Source organism: Stenotrophomonas sp., assembly GCF_032066555.1.
Classification (GTDB): Bacteria; Pseudomonadota; Gammaproteobacteria; order Xanthomonadales; family Xanthomonadaceae; genus Stenotrophomonas.
This window is the reverse complement of record NZ_DAMBKV010000008.1, coordinates 49,296-74,945: the sequence shown is the minus strand read 5'-3', so window position 1 is coordinate 74,945 and position 25,650 is coordinate 49,296. Positions and strand designations below refer to the sequence as shown.

20 protein-coding genes are annotated in these 25,650 nt (G+C 64.7%); 12 read left to right on the top strand and 8 right to left on the bottom strand.

Annotated features, from left to right (window positions below; all coding sequences use genetic code 11):
* Nucleotides 1-142 precede the first annotated feature (142 nt).
* From RT131_RS11330 to RT131_RS11320, 3 genes are all read left to right on the top strand, one after another.
* Nucleotides 143-1,747, top strand: coding sequence for a peptide chain release factor 3 (locus RT131_RS11330; RefSeq protein WP_313172919.1), 1,605 nt, complete (start codon nucleotides 143-145; stop codon nucleotides 1,745-1,747).
* Nucleotides 1,748-1,831: 84 nt separating this feature from the next.
* On the top strand, nucleotides 1,832-2,467 hold the full coding sequence (locus RT131_RS11325; protein WP_313172918.1) for a hemolysin III family protein: 636 nt from the start codon (nucleotides 1,832-1,834) through the stop codon (nucleotides 2,465-2,467).
* Between the two features lie 197 nt (nucleotides 2,468-2,664).
* Nucleotides 2,665-4,536, top strand: a complete 1,872-nt coding sequence (locus RT131_RS11320; RefSeq protein WP_313172917.1) for an AsmA family protein — start codon at nucleotides 2,665-2,667, stop codon at nucleotides 4,534-4,536.
* Nucleotides 4,537-4,547: 11 nt separating this feature from the next.
* Here the strand turns inward: RT131_RS11320 and RT131_RS11315 are convergent, their stop codons facing one another.
* From RT131_RS11315 to mtgA, 3 genes are read right to left on the bottom strand one after another with little or no spacing between them, the layout of a single operon-like run.
* Nucleotides 4,548-4,979: a CBS domain-containing protein gene (locus RT131_RS11315; RefSeq protein WP_313172916.1), complete on the bottom strand. Its 432-nt coding sequence runs from the start codon at nucleotides 4,977-4,979 to the stop codon at nucleotides 4,548-4,550.
* A complete protein-coding gene (locus RT131_RS11310; protein WP_313172915.1) occupies nucleotides 4,939-5,961 on the bottom strand; it encodes a glycosyltransferase family 2 protein in 1,023 nt (340 codons plus the stop codon). The genes RT131_RS11315 and RT131_RS11310 overlap by 41 nt, the downstream gene beginning before the upstream one ends.
* A 27-nt stretch (nucleotides 5,962-5,988) precedes the next feature.
* Entirely contained in the window at nucleotides 5,989-6,738 is a 750-nt protein-coding gene (mtgA, locus tag RT131_RS11305) for a monofunctional biosynthetic peptidoglycan transglycosylase (protein ID WP_313172914.1), read from the bottom strand.
* Nucleotides 6,739-6,812: 74 nt separating this feature from the next.
* Here mtgA and RT131_RS11300 point away from each other — a divergent pair, with 74 nt between their 5' ends.
* From RT131_RS11300 to RT131_RS11290, 3 genes are all read left to right on the top strand, one after another.
* The gene (locus RT131_RS11300; protein WP_313172913.1) at nucleotides 6,813-7,706 is read left to right on the top strand and encodes an Hsp33 family molecular chaperone HslO; all 894 of its coding nucleotides are present in this window, start codon (nucleotides 6,813-6,815) and stop codon (nucleotides 7,704-7,706) included.
* Between the two features lie 118 nt (nucleotides 7,707-7,824).
* A complete protein-coding gene (locus RT131_RS11295) occupies nucleotides 7,825-8,682 on the top strand; it encodes a hypothetical protein (protein ID WP_313172912.1) in 858 nt (285 codons plus the stop codon).
* Between the two features lie 250 nt (nucleotides 8,683-8,932).
* Nucleotides 8,933-11,830 carry a TonB-dependent receptor gene (locus RT131_RS11290; protein WP_313172911.1) on the top strand — a complete coding sequence of 966 codons (2,898 nt, stop codon included), beginning with the start codon at nucleotides 8,933-8,935 and terminating at the stop codon, nucleotides 11,828-11,830.
* Nucleotides 11,831-12,108: 278 nt separating this feature from the next.
* Here RT131_RS11290 and RT131_RS11285 read toward each other — a convergent pair whose 3' ends face one another.
* On the bottom strand, nucleotides 12,109-12,711 hold the full coding sequence (locus RT131_RS11285; protein WP_313172910.1) for a TetR/AcrR family transcriptional regulator: 603 nt from the start codon (nucleotides 12,709-12,711) through the stop codon (nucleotides 12,109-12,111).
* Between the two features lie 164 nt (nucleotides 12,712-12,875).
* Between RT131_RS11285 and RT131_RS11280 the strand changes: the two genes are divergently transcribed.
* The 4 genes from RT131_RS11280 to RT131_RS11265 all read left to right on the top strand — a co-directional run bounded on the left by RT131_RS11280 (nucleotide 12,876) and on the right by RT131_RS11265 (nucleotide 17,216).
* Nucleotides 12,876-13,781 carry an alpha/beta hydrolase gene (locus RT131_RS11280; protein WP_313172909.1) on the top strand — a complete coding sequence of 302 codons (906 nt, stop codon included), beginning with the start codon at nucleotides 12,876-12,878 and terminating at the stop codon, nucleotides 13,779-13,781.
* Entirely contained in the window at nucleotides 13,778-16,258 is a 2,481-nt protein-coding gene (locus tag RT131_RS11275) for an acyl-CoA dehydrogenase (protein ID WP_313172908.1), read from the top strand. The genes RT131_RS11280 and RT131_RS11275 overlap by 4 nt, the downstream gene beginning before the upstream one ends.
* Before the next feature lie 67 nt (nucleotides 16,259-16,325).
* Nucleotides 16,326-16,808, top strand: coding sequence for a hotdog fold domain-containing protein (locus RT131_RS11270; RefSeq protein ID WP_313172907.1), 483 nt, complete (start codon nucleotides 16,326-16,328; stop codon nucleotides 16,806-16,808).
* A 3-nt stretch (nucleotides 16,809-16,811) separates the two neighbouring features.
* Nucleotides 16,812-17,216 (top strand): hypothetical protein, encoded by a 405-nt coding sequence (locus tag RT131_RS11265; RefSeq protein ID WP_313172906.1) that lies wholly within the window; start codon nucleotides 16,812-16,814, stop codon nucleotides 17,214-17,216.
* A gap of 322 nt (nucleotides 17,217-17,538) precedes the next feature.
* Here the strand turns inward: RT131_RS11265 and RT131_RS11260 are convergent, their stop codons facing one another.
* Together RT131_RS11260 and RT131_RS11255 are read right to left on the bottom strand one after the other, a co-directional pair.
* Nucleotides 17,539-17,886, bottom strand: coding sequence for a DUF1304 domain-containing protein (locus tag RT131_RS11260; protein WP_313173001.1), 348 nt, complete (start codon nucleotides 17,884-17,886; stop codon nucleotides 17,539-17,541).
* Between the two features lie 58 nt (nucleotides 17,887-17,944).
* On the bottom strand, nucleotides 17,945-19,273 hold the full coding sequence (locus RT131_RS11255) for an MFS transporter (protein ID WP_313172905.1): 1,329 nt from the start codon (nucleotides 19,271-19,273) through the stop codon (nucleotides 17,945-17,947).
* Nucleotides 19,274-19,438: 165 nt separating this feature from the next.
* On the opposite strand from RT131_RS11255, the gene RT131_RS11250 reads away from it, so the two are divergent.
* On the top strand, nucleotides 19,439-21,022 hold the full coding sequence (locus RT131_RS11250; RefSeq protein WP_313172904.1) for a choline dehydrogenase: 1,584 nt from the start codon (nucleotides 19,439-19,441) through the stop codon (nucleotides 21,020-21,022).
* A 221-nt stretch (nucleotides 21,023-21,243) separates the two neighbouring features.
* Here RT131_RS11250 and RT131_RS11245 read toward each other — a convergent pair whose 3' ends face one another.
* Nucleotides 21,244-23,172 (bottom strand): M48 family metallopeptidase, encoded by a 1,929-nt coding sequence (locus tag RT131_RS11245; protein ID WP_313172903.1) that lies wholly within the window; start codon nucleotides 23,170-23,172, stop codon nucleotides 21,244-21,246.
* Between the two features lie 29 nt (nucleotides 23,173-23,201).
* Nucleotides 23,202-23,795, bottom strand: coding sequence for a LemA family protein (locus tag RT131_RS11240; protein WP_313173000.1), 594 nt, complete (start codon nucleotides 23,793-23,795; stop codon nucleotides 23,202-23,204).
* A 91-nt stretch (nucleotides 23,796-23,886) separates the two neighbouring features.
* On the opposite strand from RT131_RS11240, the gene RT131_RS11235 reads away from it, so the two are divergent.
* The gene (locus RT131_RS11235; RefSeq protein ID WP_313172902.1) at nucleotides 23,887-25,302 is read left to right on the top strand and encodes a serine hydrolase domain-containing protein; all 1,416 of its coding nucleotides are present in this window, start codon (nucleotides 23,887-23,889) and stop codon (nucleotides 25,300-25,302) included.
* Nucleotides 25,303-25,650 lie beyond the last annotated feature (348 nt).

Genomic DNA, 25,650 nt, shown 5'->3' with positions numbered 1-25,650 from the left:
CGAGCATGGCTCGGCACTACGGGTGGATTCCTGCCGAGCTTGGGTTGGCAGTACCGGGGATTCTGGTCATCCTTGCTGGGCTGGCGGCAGGTATAATCGCCGGTTCATTCGTTTCTGATGCGCCCGGGCGGGCGCCCCTGCCATGTCCGAAGTCGCCACCGAAGCCGCGCGCCGCCGCACCTTCGCCATCATCTCCCACCCTGACGCCGGCAAGACCACGCTGACCGAAAAGCTGTTGCTGTTCGGGGGCGCGATCCAGATGGCCGGCTCGGTCAAGGGCCGCAAGGCCGCACGCCACGCCACCTCGGACTGGATGGCGCTGGAAAAGGAACGTGGCATCTCGGTCACCTCGTCGGTGATGCAGTTCCCGTACGAAGACAAGATCGTCAACCTGCTCGACACCCCCGGCCACGCCGACTTCGGCGAGGACACCTATCGCGTGCTTACCGCGGTGGACTCGGCGCTGATGGTGATCGACGTGGCCAAGGGCGTGGAAGAGCGCACCATCAAACTGATGGAAGTCTGCCGCCTGCGCGACACCCCGATCATGACCTTCATCAACAAGCTCGACCGCGAGGGCAAGGACCCGATCGAGCTGCTGGATGAAGTGGAAACCGTGCTCGGCATCCAGTGCGCGCCGGTGACCTGGCCAATCGGCATGGGCCAGCGCCTGAAGGGCGTGGTGCACCTGCTGACCGGCGAAGTGCACCTGTACGAACAGGGCCGCAACTTCACCCGCCAGGACTCGACCATCTTCCCGTCGCTGGACTCCCCCGGCCTGGCCGAGAAGATCGGCGAGAAGATGCTGGCCGACCTGCGTGACGAGCTGGAACTGGTGCAGGGCGCCAGCCATCCGTTCGACGTGCAGGCCTACCTGGCCGGCAAGCAGACCCCGGTGTTCTTCGGCTCGGGCGTCAACAACTTCGGCGTGCAGCCGCTGCTGGACTTCTTCGTCAAGCACGCGCCGGCGCCGCAGCCGCGTGCCACCACCGGCCGCGACATCGCCCCGCAGGAAGACAAGCTGACCGGCTTCGTGTTCAAGATCCAGGCCAACATGGATCCGCAGCACCGCGACCGTGTCGCCTTCATGCGGGTGTGCTCGGGCAAGTTCACCGCCGGCATGAAGACCTTCCACGTGCGCACCGGCAAGGAAATGAAGCTGGCCAACGCGTTGACCTTCATGGCCAGCGACCGCGAGATCGCCGCCGAAGCCTGGCCGGGCGACGTGATCGGCATCCACAACCACGGCACCATCTCCATCGGTGACACTTTCACCGAAGGCGAGGCGGTGACCTTCACCGGCATCCCCAACTTCGCCCCGGAACTGTTCCGCCGCGCCCGCCTGCGTGACCCGCTCAAGCTCAAGCAACTGCAGAAGGGCCTGGCCCAGCTGTCCGAGGAAGGCGCCACCCAGTTCTTCCGCCCGTTGATGAGCAACGACCTGATCCTGGGCGCGGTCGGCGTGCTGCAGTTCGACGTGGCCGCCTACCGGCTGAAGGACGAGTACGGCGTGGAAGCGGTGTTCGAGCCGGTATCGGTCAATACCGCACGCTGGATCAGCTGCAGCAATGCGAAGAAGCTGGAAGAGTTCCGCGAGAAGAACGCCAGCAATCTGAGCATCGATGCCGCCGGCCACCTGGTCTACCTGGCCCCCACCCGGGTCAACCTGCAGTTGGCCCAGGAACGTGCGCCGGACGTACGTTTCTCTGCAACCCGTGAAGCAGCGCACACGGTTTCGGTGGCCTAGGTTCTGATGGCGGCGTGCATACGCCGCCGTTCGGGGTGATGATAGCGGGCACCGGGCCTCCCCCCAGCCCGCGCCCTCATTCCCATGACTGCAACCGTTGCATCGATCCGCGAAGAAGTCGCAAGCGCCCTCACCCATGGTCTGGGCGCGGTCAGCGCACTGGCTGGCGGCGCCGTCCTCATCACCCTTGCCGCGATCTACGGCGATGGCTGGCAACTGGCCAGCGCCATTGTCTTCGGCGTCGCCCTGCTGCTGCTGTACACCGCCTCCACCCTGTACCACGCCATCCAGCACCCGGTTGCCAAGGGTCGACTGAAGATCTTCGATCATTGCGCGATCTACATCCTGATCGCTGGCACCTATACGCCATTCACCCTGATCGGCCTGCGTGGCCCCTGGGGCTGGGGGTTGTTTGGCGCGATCTGGGCGCTCGCCCTGTTCGGCGTCGTATTCAAGCTGTTCTACACCGGCCGCTTCAAGAAACTCTCCACCGCGATCTATATCGCGATGGGCTGGCTGGTGATCGTCGCGATCAAGCCGATGTGGGCCTCGATCGATGGCTGGACATTGAGCTGGCTGTTCGCCGGCGGCGTCTTCTACACCCTCGGCACCGTGTTCTATCACCGTGAACAGCTGCCCTACTCGCACGCGATCTGGCACCTGTTCGTGATTGCCGGCAGCGTCTGCCATTTCGTCTCTGTGACCGCGCAGATCCTGTAAGGCCAGCGGCATCCATCAAGGGTCTAACGACACGGCCTGCACATCATGCGAATGCGCGCTTCGCGTGATGTGAACACGGCCCCGTCCACGATGGGGCCGTGAATACTTCCCCGCCCCCGGCTACGCCGTCCGCGGCGCGCTGGCGAATCAAACGCCCCGGCAAACGCGGCCAGCGCTGGCTTTTGGCAGCCGCCGCCATGCTCGTGGCAGCCATCGTGCTACTCCTATTGTGGGACTGGAACTGGTTCAAGGGGCCGGTTGAGCGCGCGGTGCAGGCACGCACCGGCCGTGTACTGCAGATCGGCAACCTGGATGTAGACCTGGGCCGCACCACCACCATTCGCGGCGATCGCATCACCTTTGCCAATGCCCGTTGGGCCCGACAGGCGCAGATGGCCAGCGCCGACCGCGTGGAGATCGACATACGCCTGTGGCCACTGCTGCGCGGCAGCGTGCAGCTGCCGGAGATCCGCCTCAGCCACCCCGACGTGCTGCTGGAGACGGCTCCGCGCAAGGGTGAACCCGGCAACTGGAACTTCCTCGATGGCGGCGGCGGACAGCTCGTGCAACTGCACAGCCTGCGTATCAACGAAGGCCGGCTGCGGTTCATTGACACACTGGGACGCAGCAACATCGACCTGGCGGTGCGCAGCGGCGAGGCCCGGCAGGCCGACGCTGCGCCACCGGTACGGGTGCAGGGCAAAGGACGCTGGCGCGGTGCCGCCTTCACCCTCTCCGGCGGCACCGAATCGCCACTGGAGCTGAGCAATAGCGATCACCCGTTCCGCATCCATCTGGATGCGCGCGCCGGCGCCACCCACGCGATCGCGCGTGGCAGCCTGACCAATCCTTTCCAACTTCAGGTATTCGACCTGCAGTTCCAGCTGAGCGGGCAGGATCTGGACGACCTGTATCCGCTGATCGGCATTGCCATTCCCTCGTCGCCGCCGTATCAGCTGGACGGTCGGCTCAAGCGTGATCATGAGCGCTGGCGTTACGAGAAATTCAGCGGTCGCGTCGGCGACAGCGACCTGGCTGGTGATGTCGAGATCGACGTGGCCGGCGAACGCCCGCGACTGACCGCGAACCTGCTGTCCAAACGCCTGGATTTCGACGATCTGGCCGGTTTCATCGGCGCCCCACCGAAGACCGGCGGCGACGAGTCCGCCAATGCCGCGCAGAAAGCACAAGCCGCGCAACTCGCCGCCAAGTCCACCGTCCTGCCGGACACCCCCTACAACCTGGGCAAGCTGCGGGCGATGGATGCGGACGTACGCTGGAAGGCACAGCGCATCAATGCACCCAAACTGCCGCTGGACGACATGGATGCGCACCTGTTGCTGGACAACGGCCTGCTGCGGCTGGAGCCGCTCAACTTCGGCGTCGCCGGCGGTGACATCCGCAGCACCGTGCGCATGGACGCACGCCGTGCGCAGATCAACACAACATTCAACGCCAGCCTGCGCGGGGTGCAGCTGGGCCAGCTGTTCCCCGATGCCAAGCTGGCCGAGCAGGCTTCCGGCGGCATCAGCGGCAACATCCGCCTCAGCGGCAATGGCAACTCCATCGCCGCAATGTTGGGCAGCAGCAACGGCGATGTCGCAGTGGGCATGGGCCGTGGCCATATCGGCAACCTGCTGATGGAACTGGCCGGGCTCGACGTGGCCGAGTCATTGAAGTTCCTGTTCACCGGCGACAAGCAGATTCCACTGCGTTGCGCCTTTGCTGACTTCGGCGTGCACGATGGCCTCATGCGCTCACGCGCGCTGGCCTTCGATACCACCGATACGCTGGTCATCGGCGAAGGCACGATCAGCCTCAAGCAGGAGCAACTGGACCTGCTGCTGCGTCCACGCCCCAAGGATGTCAGCATCCTGGCGCTGCGTTCACCGCTGCGGGTGGGCGGCAGTTTCAAGGATCCCTCGTTCCGCCCCGACTTCAAGGCACTGGGCATCCGTGGCGCCATCGCCCTGACCCTGGCCAGCATCGCACCGCCGGCCGCACTATTGGCCACCATCGAAACCGGTCCGGGCAAGGACGTGCAGTGTGGCGGGCACTACGCCAGGTAGCGCCACCCGACTCAGGTGCCAGTGATGTACTGCTGCAGCTGGCCCAGTTCCTGGCGCTGCTGTTCGATCACCGATTTGACCAGATCACCGATCGAGATCACGCCCACCACCTCGTCGCCATCCAGCACCGGCAGGTGGCGGATGCGGCGGTCGGTCACCAACGCAAGGCACTGCTCCACCGACACCGTGGGGGCCACCGTGACCAGCTCGCCGGTCATGATCTCGCGCACCGGCGTGGTGGCTGAGGAACGGTCCATCAACACGATCTTGCGCGCGTAGTCACGTTCGGAAAGGATGCCGACCAGCTTGCGTCCTTCCATCACCAGCACCGCGCCGATGCCCTTCTCCGCCATCAGGCGGATCGCCTGCACCACCGCCACATCGGGTGGCACCGCGTGGATTTCAGGGGACTTGGCCCCGAGCAACTGTCGAACGGTCTGCATGGCGTTCTCCTGCGCTGGCGAATGACGCAGATACTGCCACGTTCCCCGGCTGCCAGGTGTCAACCAGGTACAAGGGGCGCTGTTTGGCCTCCATGTAGAGACGCCCGAGGTATTCACCGATCAAGCCCAGCGCGATCAGCTGCACCCCGCCCAGGAACAGGATTGCCGCCATCATTGTCGGCCAGCCAGCAACCCGGTCGCCGTACAACGCCGCCTTGCCAACAACAAACAGCGCGAAGCCGAACGCGCAGGCGGCAGTGAACAAGCCCAGGTAGGTTGCCACCCGCAAGGGCGCGGTGGAGAAGCTGGTAATGCCCTCCAACGCGAAGTTCCACAATTTCCAGAAGCCAAACTTGCTGCTTCCCGCCAGCCGCGGCTCGCGTCGATAAGGCAGCGCGACGCGTTTATAGCCAACCCAGCCAAACAGGCCCTTCATGAAGCGGTGGCGTTCGCGCAGCTGTCGCAGCCCAGCCAACGCACGTGGCGACAACAGCCGGAAATCGCCGGTATCGGCTGGGATCGGCGTCTTCGACAAGCGTCCCATCACCCGGTAGAAACCCGCAGCGGTGAAACGCTTCAACCAGCCATCGCCCCCGCGCTCCACGCGTGTCCCGTAGACATCGTCATAGCCTTGCTGCCACAACGCGACGAAACGCGGAATCAGTTCCGGCGGATCCTGACCATCGGCATCCAGCAGGATCACCGCCCCTTCTTCAACGAAGTCCAGCCCCGCCGTCAGCGCGATTTCCTTGCCGAAATTGCGTGACAGCCGCAGCGCCGACACCCGCGGCTCCTGTGCCGCCAACTGTTGCATCACCGCCCATGTCGCATCGCTGCTGCCGTCATCAACGTAGAGGATGCGGCCATCCACACCCCCTTCCAGCGCCTGCAGCTGCGCGCACAAGCGCGGATGCAGCATCGGCAATGCATCCTGCTCGTTGAAGGCTGTGATCAGCAGGGTCAGGCGTTCGGGCTGGCTCATTGCGCAAGTCTACCCAGAGCCGCGCATTCAATTGCCATCATCAACGTAGTCCGCACCACCCAACTGGCGCGCCTGCCGCTGTATCCACGCCGCACGCCGCTGCACATAAGGCCCCGGCTTGGCCGCGCTGTAGCGCCGCGGTGAAGGCAGCACCGCGGCCAAGCGCGCACTCTCGGCCGGGCTGAGGCGGGCCGCATCCTTGCCCCAGTAGCTGCGCGATGCCGCCTGCACGCCATAAATGCCATCACCAAACTCGGCCACATTGGCGTACATCTCGATGATCCGCTGCTTCGGCCACAAGGCCTCGATCAGCACCGTGTACCAGACCTCCAGCCCCTTGCGCAGCCAGCTGCGGCCCTGCCACAGGAACACATTCTTTGCGGTCTGCTGGCTGATCGTGCTGGCGCCACGCAGACGTCCACCGCGCTCGTTGTGCTTGCGCGCCTTCTCGATGGCCTTCAAGTCGAAACCATTGTGCTCGGGAAAGCGCTGGTCCTCCGCCGCCACCAGCGAGATCGGCACGCTGCGCGCCATCTCGTCGAGATCGCACCACTGGTAACGGATACGGAACTTCCAGTCGCCCTGCGCCAGCGCTTCCAACTGCCGGAACACCATCACCGTGGAGAACGGCGGGTCGACGAAGCGCAGTACCAGCACCTGCAAGACACTGAACACGGCAAACAGCACCGGTGCCCATAGCAACCACCGCAGCCAGCGCCGACGACGCCCGCTCCCCGCCCCCTGCTCCACCTTGAGCTCGGCCTGCTCCGCCCCCATTGATGTCCACCTTGCAAAACCATTTGTCCGGCGCATTATCCGGCACCGGCCCCACCTCGCGTAGATGCAGCCCCATGACCGACACATCCGATCTGCTTGTCCGCTTTCTCCTGCCCGCTGCCGGTGTGCGCGGCGTCCATGTCCGGCTGGGCCAGAGCTGGCGTGAAATCCTGTCCCACGGCGACTATCCGGCCGCCGCGTCGCGACTGCTGGGCGAAGCCAGCGTGGCATCGGCACTGTTTACCGGCCACACCAAGGTCGATGGGCGTTTGTCCATTCAGCTGCGCAGCAGCACCGCCCTGCGTGCCTTGTTCACCGAGTGCACCTCGGCCGGCACCCTGCGCGGCATCGTCCAGCTGAACGATGGCGAAGACGCCCCGTCCACCCTCGCTGCCTTGGGCGAGGACGCACTGCTGGCCATCACCATCGAGAATCCCGGCCTGGATCCACGCGAGCCGCAGCGCTACCAGAGCCTGGTCGCCCTGACCGGCGACAGCCTGGACGAAGCCTTCGAGGACTATTTCCGCCATTCCGAGCAGTTGCCGACGCGTCTGCTGCTGGCCAGCAATGGCGAACATGCCGCCGGTCTGCTGCTGCAGAAACTGCCCGGCGACGAAGGCGATGAGGACGGCTGGATCCGCGCAGGCGCCCTGTTCGACACCCTCGGCCAGGACGAACTGCTGGCACTGCCGGCCAGCGAACTGCTGCACCGCCTGTTCCATGAGGAGAACCCGCAGCTGGTCGGCGACAAGACCCTGCGCTTTGGCTGCTCCTGCTCGCGCGAGCGGGTCAGCGCCATGCTGCAGTCGCTCGGCGAGGAGGAAGCCCGCGCCGCCGCCGAGCCCACCGGCCAGGTCGAAGTCCGCTGCGAGTTCTGCGGTCAGGAATATCACTTCCCATTGGCAGAATTTGGCGTATTGTTCAGTTCTACACCGGCCAATCAGCCAGCACCTGAGCGGCTGCAATAAAGGTCCAACGAGTTGCGTTCTGGGGAGGGCGAAGACTTGTTAAGAAACCATAAACCGCATAGGATCGAGAGCTCACGCGCCGGGAACTTCCTGGCGCCAACGGGGTCTGACTGAGTCCATGAACGCCTTACTGCGCCTACCGCTTGCCCTGCTGATCGCCCTTGGCGCGGTCACGGGCGTGCATGCGCAAAGCAAGCCGCGCGCCATGGACAGCACCGTACTGCCGGTGTGGAACCGTGGCAGCGGCAAGGTCGAGGCCCTGCTTTACCTGGAACCCACGGGCACCCAGAACGCCGGCGCACGCTGGAATTTTGGTCAAAGCTCGCTGGATGCCGCGTTTGGCCTGTCCTCGGGCGATTCGCTCGGCCTGCTCTGCAACAGCAGCCGCGGCAGCAGCATCGGCGGCCTGGCCAGCCACTGCATGCTGGCCAGCCTCGGCGATGACGACGACAACAATGGCCGCCACATCTCGGCCACCACCGCGTTCAATCGGCCCGGTGGACGCGTCGGCGTAAGCGCCGGCAGCGGCCGCGATACCTTGCCGGCCTGGTTGTCCGGCGGCAACAAGAGCGGCGCGGCACGCATCGAACAGAATGATCTGACCGTATTCGGACAGAAGAACATCGGCCGCGAAGGATTCGTCTCCATCGGCGGCACCTATGCCAAGGCACGCCTGGTGCCGCTGACCGACGCCGCTCCTGCGGTGGTGAACCAGTGGGACAGCAAGAGCCTGACCGTCGGCGGCGGCTATGGCGCCTTCAGCGCCAACGTCATCGGCCGCGTTGTCGATGCGCCCGGCCAGAGCGGCAAGTGGGAAGGCCTCGGCCTGGGCATCACCTGGCGCACCCCGTGGAGTGGCCAGCTCACGGTCGGCGCGGAAAACGTGATCACACGCGGCAAAAACCCCTTCTCTCCCCGTAACGAAAGCAATGACGACGGAGCAATCCCGTACGTCCGTTACGAGCAGGACCTGTAACTCCTTACTCTTACGTCAGATCCAGAGAACGCCCCGCCTGCCGGGGCGTTTTGCGTTGCAGCATGCGCCGGAAACAACGGGCTCGCCTTTGCTGAATTGGAGTCATTTCCACAACTTCATTAACCAATCTTTAATTTATTTGCAGTCGCAAGTACTATCGGTCTCAAGCCCATGGTTTTGGATCCGCCTTTCGGATCCGCCAGCGGCCTTCGCAGCTATACCAAGTCCACTTGGCAGAGAGAGAGAACCAATGATTTGCAAGTCCAACAAACTGCGTGATGCAGTTGTCCTTGCGCTTGTCGCAAGCGCCGGCACCACCGGTGTCGTATACGCCCAGGATGCAGACAAGGGCGCAACCAACCTGGATCGCATCCAGGTCACTGGCTCGCGCATCCGCTCGGTTGATGCGGAAACCTCGCAGCCGGTTCTGACCCTGACCCGCGAAGCGATCCAGCAGACCGGTCGTACCAGCGTCGCTGACGTGCTGCAGCAGATCGCCACCAACGGCGCTGCCATCAACACCCAGTTCAACAACGGCGGCGACGGCTCCTCCGGCGTCGACCTGCGCAACCTCGGCTCCTCGCGCACCCTGGTGCTGGTCAATGGCCGCCGTTGGGTCTCGGCCCTGGACGGCAGCGTCGACCTGAACACCATCCCGTCGGCCATGGTCGAGCGCATCGAAGTCCTGAAGGACGGCGCCTCCTCGATCTACGGTTCGGACGCCATCGCCGGCGTGGTCAACATCATCACCCGTGAAGATTTCAACGGCGGTGAAGCCCATGTGTATCGCGGCCAGTTCAGCCAGGGCGACGGCGAGCGCGAAGGCTATGACCTGACCCTGGGTACCAGCAGCGACCGCGGCAACCTGGTGTTCGGCGCCAGCTACGTCAAGGAAAAGGCCGTCATGGCCGGCGCACGCAAGATCTCGCGCGATCCGGTGTATGGCCTGGGTTCGAGCCAGTACAGCGGCCAGACCGCTGACGGCGGCATCTGGGACCTGACCGTCGATGGCACCCCCACCGACGACGTCGACTACTGGGATTCGATCGCCGGCAGCAAGGACAAGGCCACCGCCGCCCGTGCCGGCATCAACCGCTGGGTTGTCAACAAGGATGCTGATGGTCGCGTTCTGCCGGGCAACTATCACGCCTACGGCAATGACGACAAGTACAACTACGCCGCCGACAACTACCTGCGCACCCCGCAGGAGCGCAAGTCGATCTACATCCAGGGCCGCTACGACCTGACCGACTCGATCGCACTGCGCACCGACGCGCTGTACAACCAGCGTAACTCGGCCCAGCAGCTGGCCGGCTTCCCGCTGAGCGCCGGCAGCTACATGGGCGGCGACCAGGGCTTGTCTGCAGACAGCTACTACAACCCGACCAAGGGCGCGGCCGACGCGCGCGAACTGAACTGGAACCGTCGCCTGGTCGAACAGGAACGCTTCTATGAGCAGGACGTCAAGACCCTGCATTGGTATGGCGGCCTGGAAGGTTCGTTCCAGTTTGCCGATCGTTACTTCAACTGGGATGCCGGTCTGAGCTACAACTCGAACGACCAGATCGACACCCAGGTCGGTGACGTCAACATGGGCAATCTGTACCGTGCCACCGGCGCGTCCTTCATGGACACCGATGGCGTGGTCAAGTGCGGCGCACCGGGTGCCGTGATTGATGGCTGCGTGCCGTTCAATCCGCTGTCCAGTGCCGGCAACATGCCGAAGGAAATGCTGGACTACATCCTGTTCACCGCCAAGGACAAGTTCCAGAACAAGAGCAAGAGCTTCACCGCCAACCTGGCCGGCGACATCGTCGAACTGCCGGGCGGCATGATGGGCTTCGCAGCGGGTTACGAGCACCGCAAGGAATCCGGCTACGACCTGCCGGACGCCTTCGTCTCGGCCGGCATGAGCTCGGGCAACGCCCGTCAGCCGACCAGCGGTGATTACAGCCTGGACGACCTGTACCTGGAACTGGCCATCCCGCTGCTGAAGGATCTGCCGGGCGCCGAAGTGCTGGAGTTCAGCGTGGCGTCGCGTTATTCCGACTACAGCAACTTCGGCAACACCATCAACAGCAAGTTCGGCTTCAAGTGGAAGCCGTACGCCGACCTGCTGGTTCGTGGTAACTGGGCCGAAGGCTTCCGTGCACCGTCGATCTCCAACATGTTCGGTGGCGGTTCCGCATCGTACGAAGGCTACGGCGACCCCTGCTCCAGCGACAGCCCGTTCATCGGCAACGCCGCCGTGGCCCAGCGCTGCGCCGCAGCCGGCATTTCCGCCGCCTACAAGCAGCGTGAAAAGTATGGTGACCAGACCCCGTGGCCGTTCGACTGGGTTTCCAACCAGGAGCTGACCCCGGAAACCTCGACCTCCAAGACCTTGGGCTTCGTGTTCAGCCCGAGCTTCCTGAAGGGCTTCGACGTGTCGCTGGACTGGTGGCAGATCAACATCAAGAACGTGATCAGCCGTCCGCAGGTCACCTACATGCTTGACCAGTGCTATGTGGAAGGCAACCAGAGCTGGTGCGACATCGTCAATGACGGCCTGACCCGCAACGCACTGGGCCAGATCACCTACCTGAAGATGGGCCTGGCCAACCTGGGCGAGACCGAAGTGGAAGGTTACGACCTGACCATGCGTTACTCGCTGCCGGATACCAGCATCGGCGCCTTCTCGTTCGTGTGGGACAGCACCTACATGTCGTCCTACCGCACCAAGGCCACGCCTGACGCTGATTGGGATGCTTCGACCGTAGGCACCTACGTCAAGGACACCCCGGTCTGGCGCATCCGCTCCAACCTGACCGCGAACTGGACCTACGGTGATTTCGGCCTGACCTGGACCACCCGCTACTTCTCCAGCCTGGTCGAAAACTGCAAGTACCCGACGGTCGCATCGCTGTGCAGCGACCCGAACCGGGTCACCGCTACCGGCAAGGACCCGCAGAACAAGCTGGCCGCGACCACCTATCACGACCTGCAGGCACGCTACAACGTGCCGTGGAATGCAACCGTGTCGGTGGGCGTGAACAACGTGTTCGCGAAGGAACCGCCGGTGGCGACGCAGGCGTTCGCCAACAGCTTCGACTACCAGTACGACACCCCGGGGCGCTACTACTACATGGAGTACCGTCAGCGCTTCTGATCGTAGTCTGATCGGTTGAAACAGAACGGCCCGGGATTCCCGGGCCGTTTTCTTTTGCAGGTTGCGATGGTCCGGCAATGCCCTGGACCTATCTCGGACATCCACTCGCTCGACGCCGATCTCGCGAGCAGGCGCTCACCGGGGATATCGGCACCGCGCCGATCCGGGCTGCGCAACGGGTGCGCCATTTGCGGCCATCATCGCCTGCAGGAGCAAGCTCAAAGCAAAAGAAAGGCCGCATTGCTGCGGCCCCTCTTGCTCATGCGCGGTCAGTCGATTCAACCGTTGGGGATCAAGGTCTCGATCACGTGCTCGACATAGGCCTCGAAATCCTCACGCGCCTGCTTGGGCTGCTGCAGTTGCAACGACAACTGCAGGAAACCGACATACGCCGCATAGGCCAGCCGCGCACGGTGGCGCGCGTCGGTGGAACTGAGCCCGGCCTGGCGGAACGAGGCGATCAGGTACTCCATGCGCCGCTGCGAGACACGGTCGATCACCGGCCGCACCATTGGATTGTCCAGCGCCTTGAGCAACTCGCTGTAGATCACATGCGGCGTGACTTCATGTGCGACCAGTTGGAACAGCGCACGCAGACGGGTGCGCGGGTCCGGTACCTCCTCCAGGCTGCCGAACACCTGCTGCTGCTCCACGACTTCCCAGCGCTCCAAGGCCGCTTGCAACAGCGCGTCGCGCGAGGGGAAATGCCAATAGAAGCTCCCCTTGGTCACACCCAGCCTGCGCGCCAGCGGTTCGACCGCCACCGCACCCACACCCTGCTCGGCGATCAGGTCCAAGGCCGCTTGCGCCCAGTCATCCGCGCTCAGACGGTTTTGCCGCGTGCTGCGGGACTCGGTGCTGGAAACTGAAGAATCGTTCATGGGCAGATTTAACCATACGGCGGGGACTGGTTGCAGTATGTGGATGACAAAAGCACGGACAATCCGGCAATTGATGGATCGGCTCCGGTACCCCGACATCGCCCTGGCGCGTTTCCATACTCCCGGGTATTGACAGCACTTCGGACCTTTCCATACCATCAGGTATGGTTATGCCCACTCCCTCATCCGTATCCGCTGAAGACATACGCCTCGAAGGCGCACATGGCGCTGGCCTGGGTGCATCCCGACACAGCGGCAAGCAGCCCGGCATTCTGTTCGCGCACGGCTTCGGCCAGACCCGCGGCGCTTGGACGGCTACCGCGGAAACCCTCAACGCTGCCGGCCACGCCACGCTCAGCTATGACGCACGCGGCCATGGCGATTCGGACTGGAATGCCAGCGATCTGCCCTATCACGGCGATCAGTTCACCGATGACCTGATCGTGGTCGCCGGCGAGCTGCCGCGTCCGCCGGTGCTGGTTGCTGCCTCGATGGGCGGCCTGTTCGGGCTGATGGCCGAAGCGCGCTGGCCGGGCCTGTTCGCGGCAATGGTGCTGGTGGACATCACCCCGCGCTGGGAGACCCGCGGTGTGGAGCGCATCCTGGCCTTCATGAGCGCGCACCCGGACGGTTTTGCCTCCTTGCAGGTCGCTGCCGACACCATCTCCGCCTATATGCCGCACCGCCCACGCAAGAGCGAAGATTCGCTGCGTGCGCTGCTGCGCCCAGGCAAGGATGGCCGCTGGAACTGGCATTGGGATCCGCGCCTGGTCGATGAGCTGGCGCGCGACAGCGAGCAGCACCAGGGCGTGATTGCCGAAGCTGCGAGACAAGTGCAATGCCCGCTGCTGCTGGTCAGCGGTGGCCGCAGTGACCTGGTCTCGCCACAGACCGTTGAAGAATTCATGGCGCTGGTGCCGCACGCGCAGCATGTCCATCTGCCCCACGCCACCCACATGGTGGCCGGCGATGACAACAATGCGTTTACCGCCGCTGTGTTGAACTATCTGGACGCACTGCCTTCCGCAGCGTCCGCCCGAACCGAGCACGTTACCGGAGCACGTCCATGAGCATCGTCGTACCTTTCCTGGCCCTGCTGCTTGCAGGTGCCTTTGTTGCCTACCACCGCATGCGACTCGTCGTATGGACGGTCATCAGTGTCGTGGCCCTGGCCATCTGCTGGTTTGCCGGGGTCAACCAGACCGCGATCATCGTCGCCGCCGCCATCGTTGCGCTGGTCAGCGTGCCGGTGCTGCTGCCGTTCCTGCGCAAGCCGCTGATCACCGCGCCGTTCATGGGCGTGTTCCGCAAGGTGCTGCCGCCGCTGTCCAAGACCGAGCGCATCGCCCTGGAAACCGGCTCGGTCGGCTTTGAAGGCGAGCTGTTCACCGGCGACCCGGACTGGAACATCCTGCTCAACTACCCCAAGCCGCAGCTCACCGCCGAGGAACAGGCCTTCCTGGATGGCCCGGTGGAAGAACTGTGCAAGATGGTCAACGATTTCGAGATCACCCACGTCCACGCCGACCTGCCGCCGGAACTGTGGGACTACATCAAGAAGAACAAGTTCTTCGGCATGATCATCCCGAAGGAATACGGCGGCCTGGGCTTCAGCGCGCTGGCCCACCACAAGGTGATCCAGAAGCTGGCCTCGGTATCGAGCGTGGTCAGTTCCACCGTCGGCGTGCCCAACTCGCTGGGCCCGGGTGAGCTGCTCAACCATTACGGCACCCAGGAGCAGAAGGACTACTACCTGCCGCGCCTGGCCATCGGCCAGGAAGTGCCCTGCTTCGGCCTGACCGGTCCGTTCGCCGGCTCGGACGCCACCTCCATCCCCGACTTCGGCATCGTCTGCAAGGGCATGTGGAAGGGCGAGGAAGTGCTGGGCCTGAAGCTGACCTTCGACAAGCGCTACATCACCCTGGCGCCGGTCGCGACCCTGATCGGCATGGCCTTCCGCATGTACGACCCGGACGGCCTGCTCGGCGACACCAAGGACATCGGCATCACCCTGGCGCTGCTGCCGCGTGACACCGACGGCGTGGAAATCGGCCGCCGCCACTTCCCGCTGAACTCCACCTTCCAGAACGGTCCGATCCGCGGCAAGGATGTGTTCATCCCGCTGACCCAGCTGATCGGCGGTGCCGAGAAGCGTGGCCTGGGCTGGAACATGCTCAACGAGTGCCTGGCCGTTGGCCGTTCCATCACCCTGCCCTCCACCGCCTCGGGCGGTGCCAAGGCCGGTGCGGTGGTGACCGGTGCCTATGCACGCATCCGCAAGCAGTTCGGCCTGTCGGTCGGCCGCTTCGAGGGTGTGGAAGAAGCACTCGCCCGCATTGGCGGCAAGGCTTACAAGATCAGCGCGCTGTCGCAGGCCACCGCGGCTGCGGTTGACCGTGGCGACGTGCCGTCGGTGCCGTCGGCGATCGCCAAGTACCACTGCACCAACATGAGCCGCGAAGTCATTTCCGACGTGATGGACGTGATCGGCGGCAAGGGCATCATCCTCGGGCCGCGCAACTTCGCCGGCCGCAGTTGGCAGGCCGCACCGATCGCCATCACGGTGGAAGGTGCCAACATCATGACCCGCTCGCTGCTGATCTTCGGTCAGGGCGCCATCCTCTGCCACCCGTGGGTGCTGAAGGAAATGAAGGCCGCGCAGGACGAAGACCGCAAGGCCGGCCTGCGTGAATTCGACCAGGCACTGTTCGGCCATGTCCGCTTCGGCATCTCCAACGCCGTGCGCTCGCTGTGGTTCGGCCTGACCGGTGCGCGCTTCGGTGCCGCCCCGGGCGACGCCTACACCCGCCGCTACTTCCGCAAGCTGGACCGTTATTCGGCCAACCTGGCGCTGATGGCCGACATCTCGATGATGACCCTCGGCGGCAAGCTCAAGTTCAAGGAATCGCTGTCCGGCCGTCTGGGTGATGTGCTCAGCCACATCTACATGACCAGCGCCATGCTCAAGCGTTACCACGACGAGGGCGCACCGCAGGCTGACCAGCCGCTGCTGGCCTGGGCCTTCCACGACAGCGTGCACAAGATCGAGGAATCGCTGTCGGCGGCGCTGCGCAACTTCCCGATCCGTCCGATCGGCTGGCTGATGTGGGCACTGATCTTCCCGTTCGGCCGTCGCGCCGAGGCCCCGGGCGATCGCCTGAGCCGCCGTGTTGCGGCAACGCTGATGGCACCGGGCGAAGCGCGTGACCGCCTGGCCCAGGGCGTGTTCCTGACCCCCTGCGCCAACAACCCGGGTGGCCGCATCAACAGCTACCTGTCCAAGGCGATCATGGCCGAGCCGGTCGAGCGCAAGTTCCTGAAGGCGCTGAAGACCAAGGGTATCGAGGCGCTGACCTTCGCCACCCAGCTCGACGAGGCCGTGGCCGAGGGCGTGATCACCCAGGACGAGCGCAAGCTGCTGGAAGAGCTGCGCGAGATCACCATGGACACGATCACCGTGGACGACTTCGAGCCGCATGAACTGCGTTCGGCCGGCTACTACGACCTGCCGGGCAAGCAGCGCCCGCAGCCGCAGCAGGCCGCGTAAGCCACTACCCAGCAACAACAACGGCGGGCCTGGTGCCCGCCGTTTTCATATCAGGACGCCCTACACCATGACCGCGCCTCTGTTGTCGCTTTACCGTCGCTTCTCCCGCTGGCCCGCCGGCAACTGGCTGTTCTCCCGCGCGGTGTGCTTCAAGGCGCCCTATTTCGCCAGCATCTCGCCGCGGATCACCGCGCTGGAACCGGGCCGCTGCGAAGGCGTGATCCGCCAGCGCCGCCGCATCAGCAACCACATCGGTACCGTGCATGCGATCGCCATGTGCAACCTGGCCGAACTGGTCGGCGGGGTCATGGTCGATGCCAGCCTGCCTGCCGACATGCGCTGGATCCCCAAGGGCATGGAAGTGAAATACCAGGCCAAGGCGCTGGGCGTGTTGAAGGCGGTGGCAACCCCGCAGCAGCCCATCATCAGTGCCGAGCACGGCTACGACCTGCCGGTGCAGGTCAGTGTCACCGATGCGGCCGGTACCGAGGTATTCCAGGCCATCATCGCGATGTGGGTATCACCACGTCCCAGCCGCAGCGGAGGTTGACGCATGCAGACCGCGGAATGGATGCTGCGTCTTGGCGGACTGCACTGCCTGGGTTTTTCCCTGTTCCACCTCGCGTTCTGGCGTTTGTTCGGCTGGAAACACGAGCTGGCAAAGCTCAGCGCTGCCAACCGCGCGATCATGCAGATCCTCAACCTGCGCCTTGTCTATGTGTTTCTTGGCATGGGCGCGCTGTCACTGGCCTTCACCCGCGAACTGCTCGATACCCGGCTGGGGCATGTGGTGTTGGCTTTCATGGCCGTGTTCTGGCTGGGCCGCACCATCGAGCAATTCGTTTTCCTGCGTATCAATGACTGGCGCGTGCACCTGCTGACCGCCTTGTTCGTGCTCGGTGCGGTGCTGTACGCAGTACCGTTGTGGCTGGGATTCTCGCTGTACATCAGCCGCTGATTACCGGCAATGCCACTGTAGTGCCGAGCCATGCTCGGCAGGGGCTCTACAGATGATCTGTCGGGAACGCTCTTGCCGAGCATGGCTCGGCACTACAGGTGATCTATCGGCAACGCCTCTGCCGAGCATGGCTCGGCACTACAGGTGATCTATCGGTAACGCCTCTGCCGAGCATGGCTCGGCATTACAGGTGATCTATCGGTAATGCCTCTGCCGAGCATGGCTCGGCACTACAGGTGATCTATCGGTAATGCCTCTGCCGAGCATGGCTCGGCACTACCGGTGATCTATCGGTAAGGCCTCTGCCGAGCATGGCTCGGCACTACAGTGCGCGCAGCAGCAGCGCCACGATTGCCGGTACGGCCTGGACGTAGAAGATCCGCGGGCTGACGCTGTACGCGCCATAGGCACCGGCCACCACCACGCAGACCAGCGCGAACGTCACCAGCACCGGCTGCGCCAGTACCACCCCGGCGATGATGCCTGCCGCAAGAAAACCGTTGTACAGCCCTTGGTTCGCCGCCAGCACGCGCGTGGCCTGCGCTTTCTCCGGCGTATTGCGAAAGGTCTTCAGACCCTGTGGCTTGGTCCACAGGAACATCTCCAGCACTAGGAAGTACACATGCAACACTGCCACCAACAGTGTCACCGCCATCGCACTTGCGCCCAATACGCTCATTGCCATCTCATCCTCGCAGCACAGCGGCAACCCGCCGTGGGGTAATCACTCAGCGATCCTGCGGCAGTTTCTTCTCTTCCCGCAAGACGCCCAGCGCCGACAGCGTCATCAGCACCGCAACCGCCGCGCCGCCGACGAACACCGCCTGTGACCCCAGCAGCGACAAGCCCTTGTGCACCCAGGCGAAGGTCAGGTCGCCACCGCGGTACACCACCGTGTCGATCGCCGCACCGGCCTTGTAACGCCACTGCCTGTCCACCCGCGTGTAGATCGTCTCGCGCGCCGGCTTGCCCAGCGAGAACTCGCTGGCACGCGTCAGCACCTGGATCACCGCCACCATCACCGGCAAGGGCGAGGCCGCCGCTATCGAGAAGCCGATGATGATCGCAATGCCCGGTATCAGCAGCGCCGGTGCCACGCCATAGCGCGACAGCAACCAGCGCGTCAGGCCCAACTGGATGATCAGGGTCAGTGCGTTCACCGCCAGGTCGATGCGCGAATAGAACGCCGTGCTCGCCGCGGGGTCGGTGATCAGCCGCCGCACGATGGCCGCCTGCTCGTTGTACAGCATGGTGCCCACGCCCACGCCGAACAGCACCATCAAGGCCAGCCAGCGCAGCAGCGGCTCGCGCGCAATGAGCTTCAAGCCATCGAACACGCTGCCGCCCATCGGCTGCTCGCCGTCGACCAGTTGCTGCTCGCGCTCGCGCTGCACCGCCCACGGCCGCAGCCGCCAGATGCAGAACAGGCAGATCGACAGGAAGCCGGCCGAGACCAGCATCAGGTTGGCGATGCCCACCCGCTGCACCAGCGAGCTGGTGATGATCGGCCCGAGGAAGGCACCCACTGTGCCAGCCGCGCCGATGTAGCCGTAGAAGGCACGCGCCTGCGCGTTGGAGAACACGTCGGCCATGAAGCTCCAGAACACCGCCACCGCGAACAGGTTGAATACGGTCGTCCAGAAGAAGAACGCCGCACCCCGCCCCGGCACGCCCGCATTGAACATCCCGTAGAACACGAACAGGGTGACGATGAAGAAACCATAGACCAGCGGCAGGAATACCCGCCGCGGATGGCGGCTGACCAGCCAGCCGTACAGCGGCTGCAGTACCAGCATGATCACGAACACGCAGGAGAACAGGAACTGCAGGGTGAAATCCTTCAGCGGCATGCCATGGCCAGCGAACCAGGCAATCAGTGCCGGCGGGAACAGCGCCTCCATGTCCGCCGAGGCCGCCATCGCCTCGCGCACCGGGCGCAGTACGTAGTAGCCGCTGAGCAGGCAGAAGAAGTACAGGAACGACCACCACAGCGGCGGCGAGCCGCGCAGGGCCTGCAGCAGCCGCGACACTGGTCCGGAGTTGCTGGCAGCAGTCATGCAGCACCCCGGAGCAACGGGCAGCAGGAAGACAGCGGCATTTGGAACTCCGGGGGGCGACAAAGCGCGTACGGTATCTAATGCACTGCAACATCGCCAGTGCGGCAAGGCTTACTCGGACACAACGTGCCGTTCTATCCTGAGTGACCTGGGAGGGGGAACGCTGTGAAGGAATTCGACTACATCATTGTCGGCGCAGGTTCGGCCGGCTGCGTGCTGGCCAACCGGCTCAGCGCCGACCCGCAGCGGCGGGTGCTGCTGATCGAAGCCGGGCCGCGCGACTGGCACCCCTTCATCCACATGCCGGCCGGCATCGCCCGGCTGGTCAACAACCGCCGCCTCAACTGGAGCTACGACACCGAGCCGGAACCGGCACTGGGCAACCGCCGCCTGTGGTGGCCGCGCGGCAAGGTAGTGGGCGGCTCCAGTTCGATCAACGCCATGTGCTACGTGCGCGGCGTGGCCGGTGACTACGACCGCTGGGCGCAGGCCGGTGCCAGCGGCTGGCACTGGGACAACGTGCTGCCCTGGTTCCGCCACAGCGAGGGCAACGCACGTGGCGCCGATGCCCTGCACGGTGCCGACGGCCCGCTGCAGGTCGCCGACCTGCGCCACGTCAATCCGCTGAGCGAAGCCTTCATCGCCGCCGGCCAGCAAGCCGGCCATATCCACAACACGGACTTCAACGGTCCCCGCCACGAAGGCGTCGGCCTGTACCAGGTCACCCAGAAGAACGGCGCGCGGTGCTCCTCAGCGGTCGCCTACCTGGCGCCAGTGCGCGCGCGCAGCAACCTGCAGGTACTCACCGGCGCGCTGGTGGAACGGCTGCAGATCGACGCAGGGCGCGTTACCGGCGTGCAGCTGCGCGTGGGCGGGCAGCGCCAGCAACTGCATGCCGCCGCCGAGGTGCTGCTCAGCGCCGGTGCGATCAATTCACCGCAACTGCTGATGCTGTCCGGCATCGGCCCGGCCGCCACGCTGCGCGCGCACGGCATCGGTGTGCAGCTGGACCAGCCCGGCGTCGGCGCCAACCTGCAGGACCATTTGGATATCTGCACCCTGTACCGCAGCGTGCCCGGCGTCAGCTACGACCGCGCCAGCGAAGTGATGATCGGCCTGAATTACTTCCTGCGCGGCCATCGCGGCGCCGGCAGCAGCAATGTCGCCGAAGCCGGTGGCTTCGTGCGCTCGCGCTTGGCTGCGGACGAGCGCGCCGACATCCAGTTCCACTTCGTGCCGGCAATGCTGGACAACCACGGCCGCAACCGCCTGCCCGGCGATGGCTACACCCTGCACGCCTGCTACCTGCACCCCCGCAGCCGCGGCCACATCACCCTGGCCAGCGCCGACCCGGCCGCGCCGGCGCGCATCCACGCCAACTACCTGAGCGATACCGAAGGCTTCGATCTGAAGATGATGGTCGAGGCGGCACGGCTGAGCCGCGACATCCTGCAGCAGCCGGCCTTTGCCCCATGGCGGAAGTCACCGCTGTTCCCTGCCGACGAGCAGTTGGACGATGCCGGGCTGGAAGCCTTCATCCGCGCCAAGGCCGAGACCATCTACCACCCGGTCGGCACCTGCCGCATGGGCAGCGATGACGCCGCCGTGGTCGACCCACAGCTGCGCGTGCGCGGCATCGATGGCTTACGGGTAATCGATGCCTCGGTGATGCCAAGCCTGGTCAGCGGCAACACCAATGCGCCGACCATCATGATCGCCGAGCGCGCGGCGGGGCTGTTGCTGGAATGACACTTGGTGCCGCGGTCGGAAAAGTTGCGGGGTTTGGATTTCAGGCCTTGCCTCTGCAGGCAAAGACAAGAACAAAAGCCAACCTGATTGGCAGCAAGGTTCGGCAGCCGCACTGATGTAGCCCGGGTAAGCACAGCGCACCCGGGAGCAGGGATCAGCAACCGCTCCAACTGTCTGCCAACAGCCCCGGGTGCGCTGCGCTTACCCGGGCTACGCGCTTGTCAGACCACCTGCAGCATTGCCGGCAGTGGGCAATGCAAGGTGGCGCAGATGGTCCGCAGCAGTTCGGCCTCGGCGACGTTGACCCGCTGGTTGTGGCTTACCGTTGCAGTCACTGCCTCCACCAGCAGCTGCTTGGCCAGCGGATCCATCGAGTCCAACGGTGCCCAAACCGCATCCAGCGCCAATACGCCGTTTGCCGGCGGCGCATATGGCAGATGATCCTGCGGCAGGATGCGCTGCAGGCCGGCCAGGTAGGCGCGCCGTGCGGCGGCCTCGTCGCCGGGGTTGCCGGCGCGCGCCACCACCGACAACAAGATCGCGAACTCGCGCTGCACGCCAATGGCCTTGCGGCGACCAAAATGCAGGTGTCGCGACGGATCCAGGGCTGCCTGCACCTGTACCAGCAACAAACGCGACAGGCAGTACTCGAACAACGAGATCCGGCCGTCTGCATGGGTCAGCGCATCAATGCAACGCATGAAGGCCGCCAATTGCGGGCGCGGCAAGCTGCGCAGCGTCGGGAACGCCAGCGCTGCCAATGGCAGCCGCAGCGCCGCGTGCAGGTCACGCAAGGGACCCGCCGCAATGGCCGACACGCGGTCGGCCATCGGTTCCCCCAGTTGCGCGCATACCGCCTCGCGCTGTCGCGCGGCCACCGAGGCCTCGTTGTCCAGCAGCATCGCCAACAGCAGGGGCTGCGCCGCGTCACGATCGGCGGCCAAGGCGCGCAGCGGCATCGGCAGACTGCCGGCCAACCGTATCGCCTGCTGGTAGTCGTCGTCGGCCGGGGTCGCGACTTGTGCCGCGACCAACGCTGGATCGACTCGCAGGTGCTGCGCTGTGCCTGGCAGTGACGGCAGCAGTGCGTCCACGCTGGGCGCGTCGCGCCCGGCCAGTCCCAGCACCCGATCTTCGGCCAGCCCATCAGGCGGCGCACTGAACCAGCCACCACGCAGCTTCTGCAACTGCTCGGCACGGAAGGAAGGCTCCAGCCGCTGGATGCGCTCGATCAGCGGCGGATGGGTGGCAAACCAACTGGACAGCCGCAAGCCTTCGCCAAACAGCATGTGGCTGACCTCCTCCGCACCGGCGCGATCAGCCAGATGCGAGCCATCATCCAACCCGCCGATCTTCTTCAAGGCACCTGCCAGGCCCTGCGTCTGGCGGGTGAACTGTACCGCCGAGGCGTCGGCGAGGATTTCGCGCTGGCGCGATACCGCCGCCTTGATCAGGCGCCCGAAGAACACGCCGATGCTGCCGATGGCTATGCCGGCCAGTCCAATCAGCAGCAACACAAACACCGGCCCGGTACTGCGGCCAAAACGCGCCCGTGTGCCGCCCCCCATATGCAGCAATACACGCTTGCCGATCACGCTGAGCATCAGGATGCCGAACAGCACACCCATCAGGCGGATGTTCAAGCGCATGTCACCATTGAGGATGTGGCTGAATTCGTGCGCGATGACACCTTGCAGCTCGTCACGATTGAGCCGCTGCAAGGTGCCGCGGGTCACCGCGATGGTCGCATCGGCGGGCGAGTAACCGGCGGCAAAGGCGTTGATGCCTGCCTCCTGCTCCAGCACATACAGCCGCGGCATCGGTACGCCGGAGGCGATGGCGATCTCCTCCACCACGTTGCGCAGACGCCGCAACGCCGGATCTTGGGCATCTGCCGGCACCTCGGTACCGCCCATCTGCACGGCCACCGCCTCACCGCCGTCACTCAGCGAGCGGATCCGGTACAACGAGGCCAGGCCGATCACCGCCAGCGTCAGCACACTGCCCCACAGCACACCGCGAACGCTGCCGGTGCTCAACCACACCAGCATATCCACCATCAGCACGATGGCCAGCACCGCCAGCGCAAACAGCAGCACCAACCGCCCGGAATTGCGCCGCGCCTGGGCCTGGTGTTCAAAGAAATTCATCCCGCGCCCCTGTTACGCCCGCGTCGGGTTCAGAACTGCACCTTGGGCGCTTCGCGCACCTGTTCGCGCTTCTCCAGCGGGATGTCCAACAGCGCCGCGGTGGAGAAATTGAACATGTCGGCGAAGATATTGGCCGGGAAGGTTTCACGGCGATTGTTGTAGCCCATCACCGCGTCGTTATAGGCCTGGCGCGCGAATGCCACCTTGTTCTCGGTACTGGAGAGCTCTTCGCTGAGCTGCATCATGTTCTGGTTGGCCTTCAGTTCCGGGTAGGCCTCAGCCACTGCCATCAGCCGGCCAAGGACACCGTTCAACTGCCCCTGCGACGCCGCCAGCTGCGCCATGGCCGCCGCATCGCCGGGATTGGCCTTGGCTGCGGCCAAACCTGACTGCGCAGCGCTGCGCGCCGCGATCACTGCTTCCAGCGTCTGCCGCTCGTGGCTCATATAGGCCTTGGCGGTCTCCACCAGGTTGGGAATCAGGTCAAAACGCCGCTGCAGCTGGACATCGATCTGCGCAAATGCGTTCTTGTAGGCGTTACGCGCCCGCACCAGCCCGTTGTAGATGCCCACGCCCATCGCCACAACTGCGACAACCACCACAAGAAAGATCAGCAATATCAACGCGATGCCCATTCATTCTCTCCCCGTTTGTGCATTGATGAAAAGCGGCGCTAGAATCGCCGACAGCAGTAGCTTACAGGCACCGATCACGATGAAAGACAAGAGCACGCGCCGGCACATTCGTCCGGTGGCATCGGGATTGCTGGGGGTGTTGATGCCCTTCGCATTGTCGTCTACCGCGCAGACTCCCACCCACACCACCCTGCCCGGCAGCACGCCAGCAGCCGTGGCGCTGCCGGTGAATCTGGAGAACGCGCCCACCCAGTCGCCGACGCAACCGATGCCTTACCGCGTCGCACTGCGACCGGACCAGGTACAACCGTTGCCGGCCGACTTCAATGTCGCCGCCATCGAATCACTGGCCGAACAACTCACCTACGGCAACCGGGTTCCCGGCATGGCCATGGCCATCGTCCAGAACGGGCGCGTGCTGTCGGCGCGCGGTTACGGCGTCACCGATATCAGCAACCCGCAGGAAGTGGACGCGCATACCGTGTTCCGCCTGGCGTCGTTGTCCAAGGCCTTCGCCGGCACCATGGCCGGGCTGCTGGTCAACGACGGCACCCTGCGCTGGGACAGCAAGGTCACCGATTACGTGCCGGGCTTCCGCCTGTCCACGCCTGAGGCAACCGACAAACTGACCGTGGCCGATGTCCTCAGCCAACGCGTCGGCCTGACCAGCAATGCCTATGACCGCGATGTCGAGGCCAACGCCGACTACTACACGCTGACCCAGAAGCTGGCTACCGCACCGCTCAAGTGCGCGCCAGGCGAATGCTATTCCTACCAGAACGTCGCCTTCAGCCTGGTCGGCGACGTGGTGTTCGCGGCCTCGGGCAGCTTCTATGAGCAGGCCGTTGAAAAGCGCATCCTCAAGCCGCTCGGCATGAACGATGCCAGCCTCGGCCTGGCCGGCATCCAGGCCAGTTCGCGCTGGGCACGTCCGCACGTGCGCAGCCGCAACGGCTGGGTATCACTGACGCCCAAGCCAACCTACTACCGTGTCGCGCCGGCCGCTGGCGTCAACGCCAGTGCCAGCGACATGGCGCAGTGGCTGCTGGCCCATACCGGTCATCGTCCGGATGTATTGCCGGCACCGTTGCTGGCGACGCTGCATGCGCCGCTGGTCAATACTCCCGGCGAAATGCGTTCGGGCTGGCGCCACCAGCGACTGGACTCGGCCGGTTATGCGCTGGGTTGGCGCGTGTTCGATTACTCCGGCCACCAGGTGGTCTTCCACGCCGGTGCGGTGCAGGGCTATCGCGGCCTGGTCGCGCTGCTGCCGGAACGCGACCTGGGCATCGCCATCATGTGGAACGGCGAGAGCAGCCTGCCCAGCGGCATGATGCCGACCATCCTCGATCGCGCCATCGGCCTGCCGACGCAGCGTTGGCTGGACGTGGACACCGACTTCGGCAGCGACAACCTGATGGCCGAAGATACGGCTCCAGCACGCGGCGGCAAGAAGGGCGCCTCGTCCGATCGTGCGGTGGCGTCGCCGCACTGAGCTGCATGGCGGTTTCCAGCACTACCCGAAAGGCGGCCGATGGCCGCCTTTTTCTTTGGCCGGTAGCGCCACCTTTGGGAGTACCCAGGGCCCGGCAGATTGGATGCATCGTCAGCTTCGCGGCTGACGCCGCTCCTGGAAAAAGCCGGTCCCGCCTGTAGTGCCGAGCCATGCTCGGCAGAGGCACTACCAGCAAATCAAATACACCCCTCCCAACCCTCCCGTTGCCTGCGGCAAAGGGAGGGCCTGGTTCCTCGGCATCGGTCGAGGTCTCGACCAAGCTCGCAGCTCCGGTAGTGCCGAGCCATGCTCGGCAGAGGCACTACCAGCAAATCAAATACACCCCTC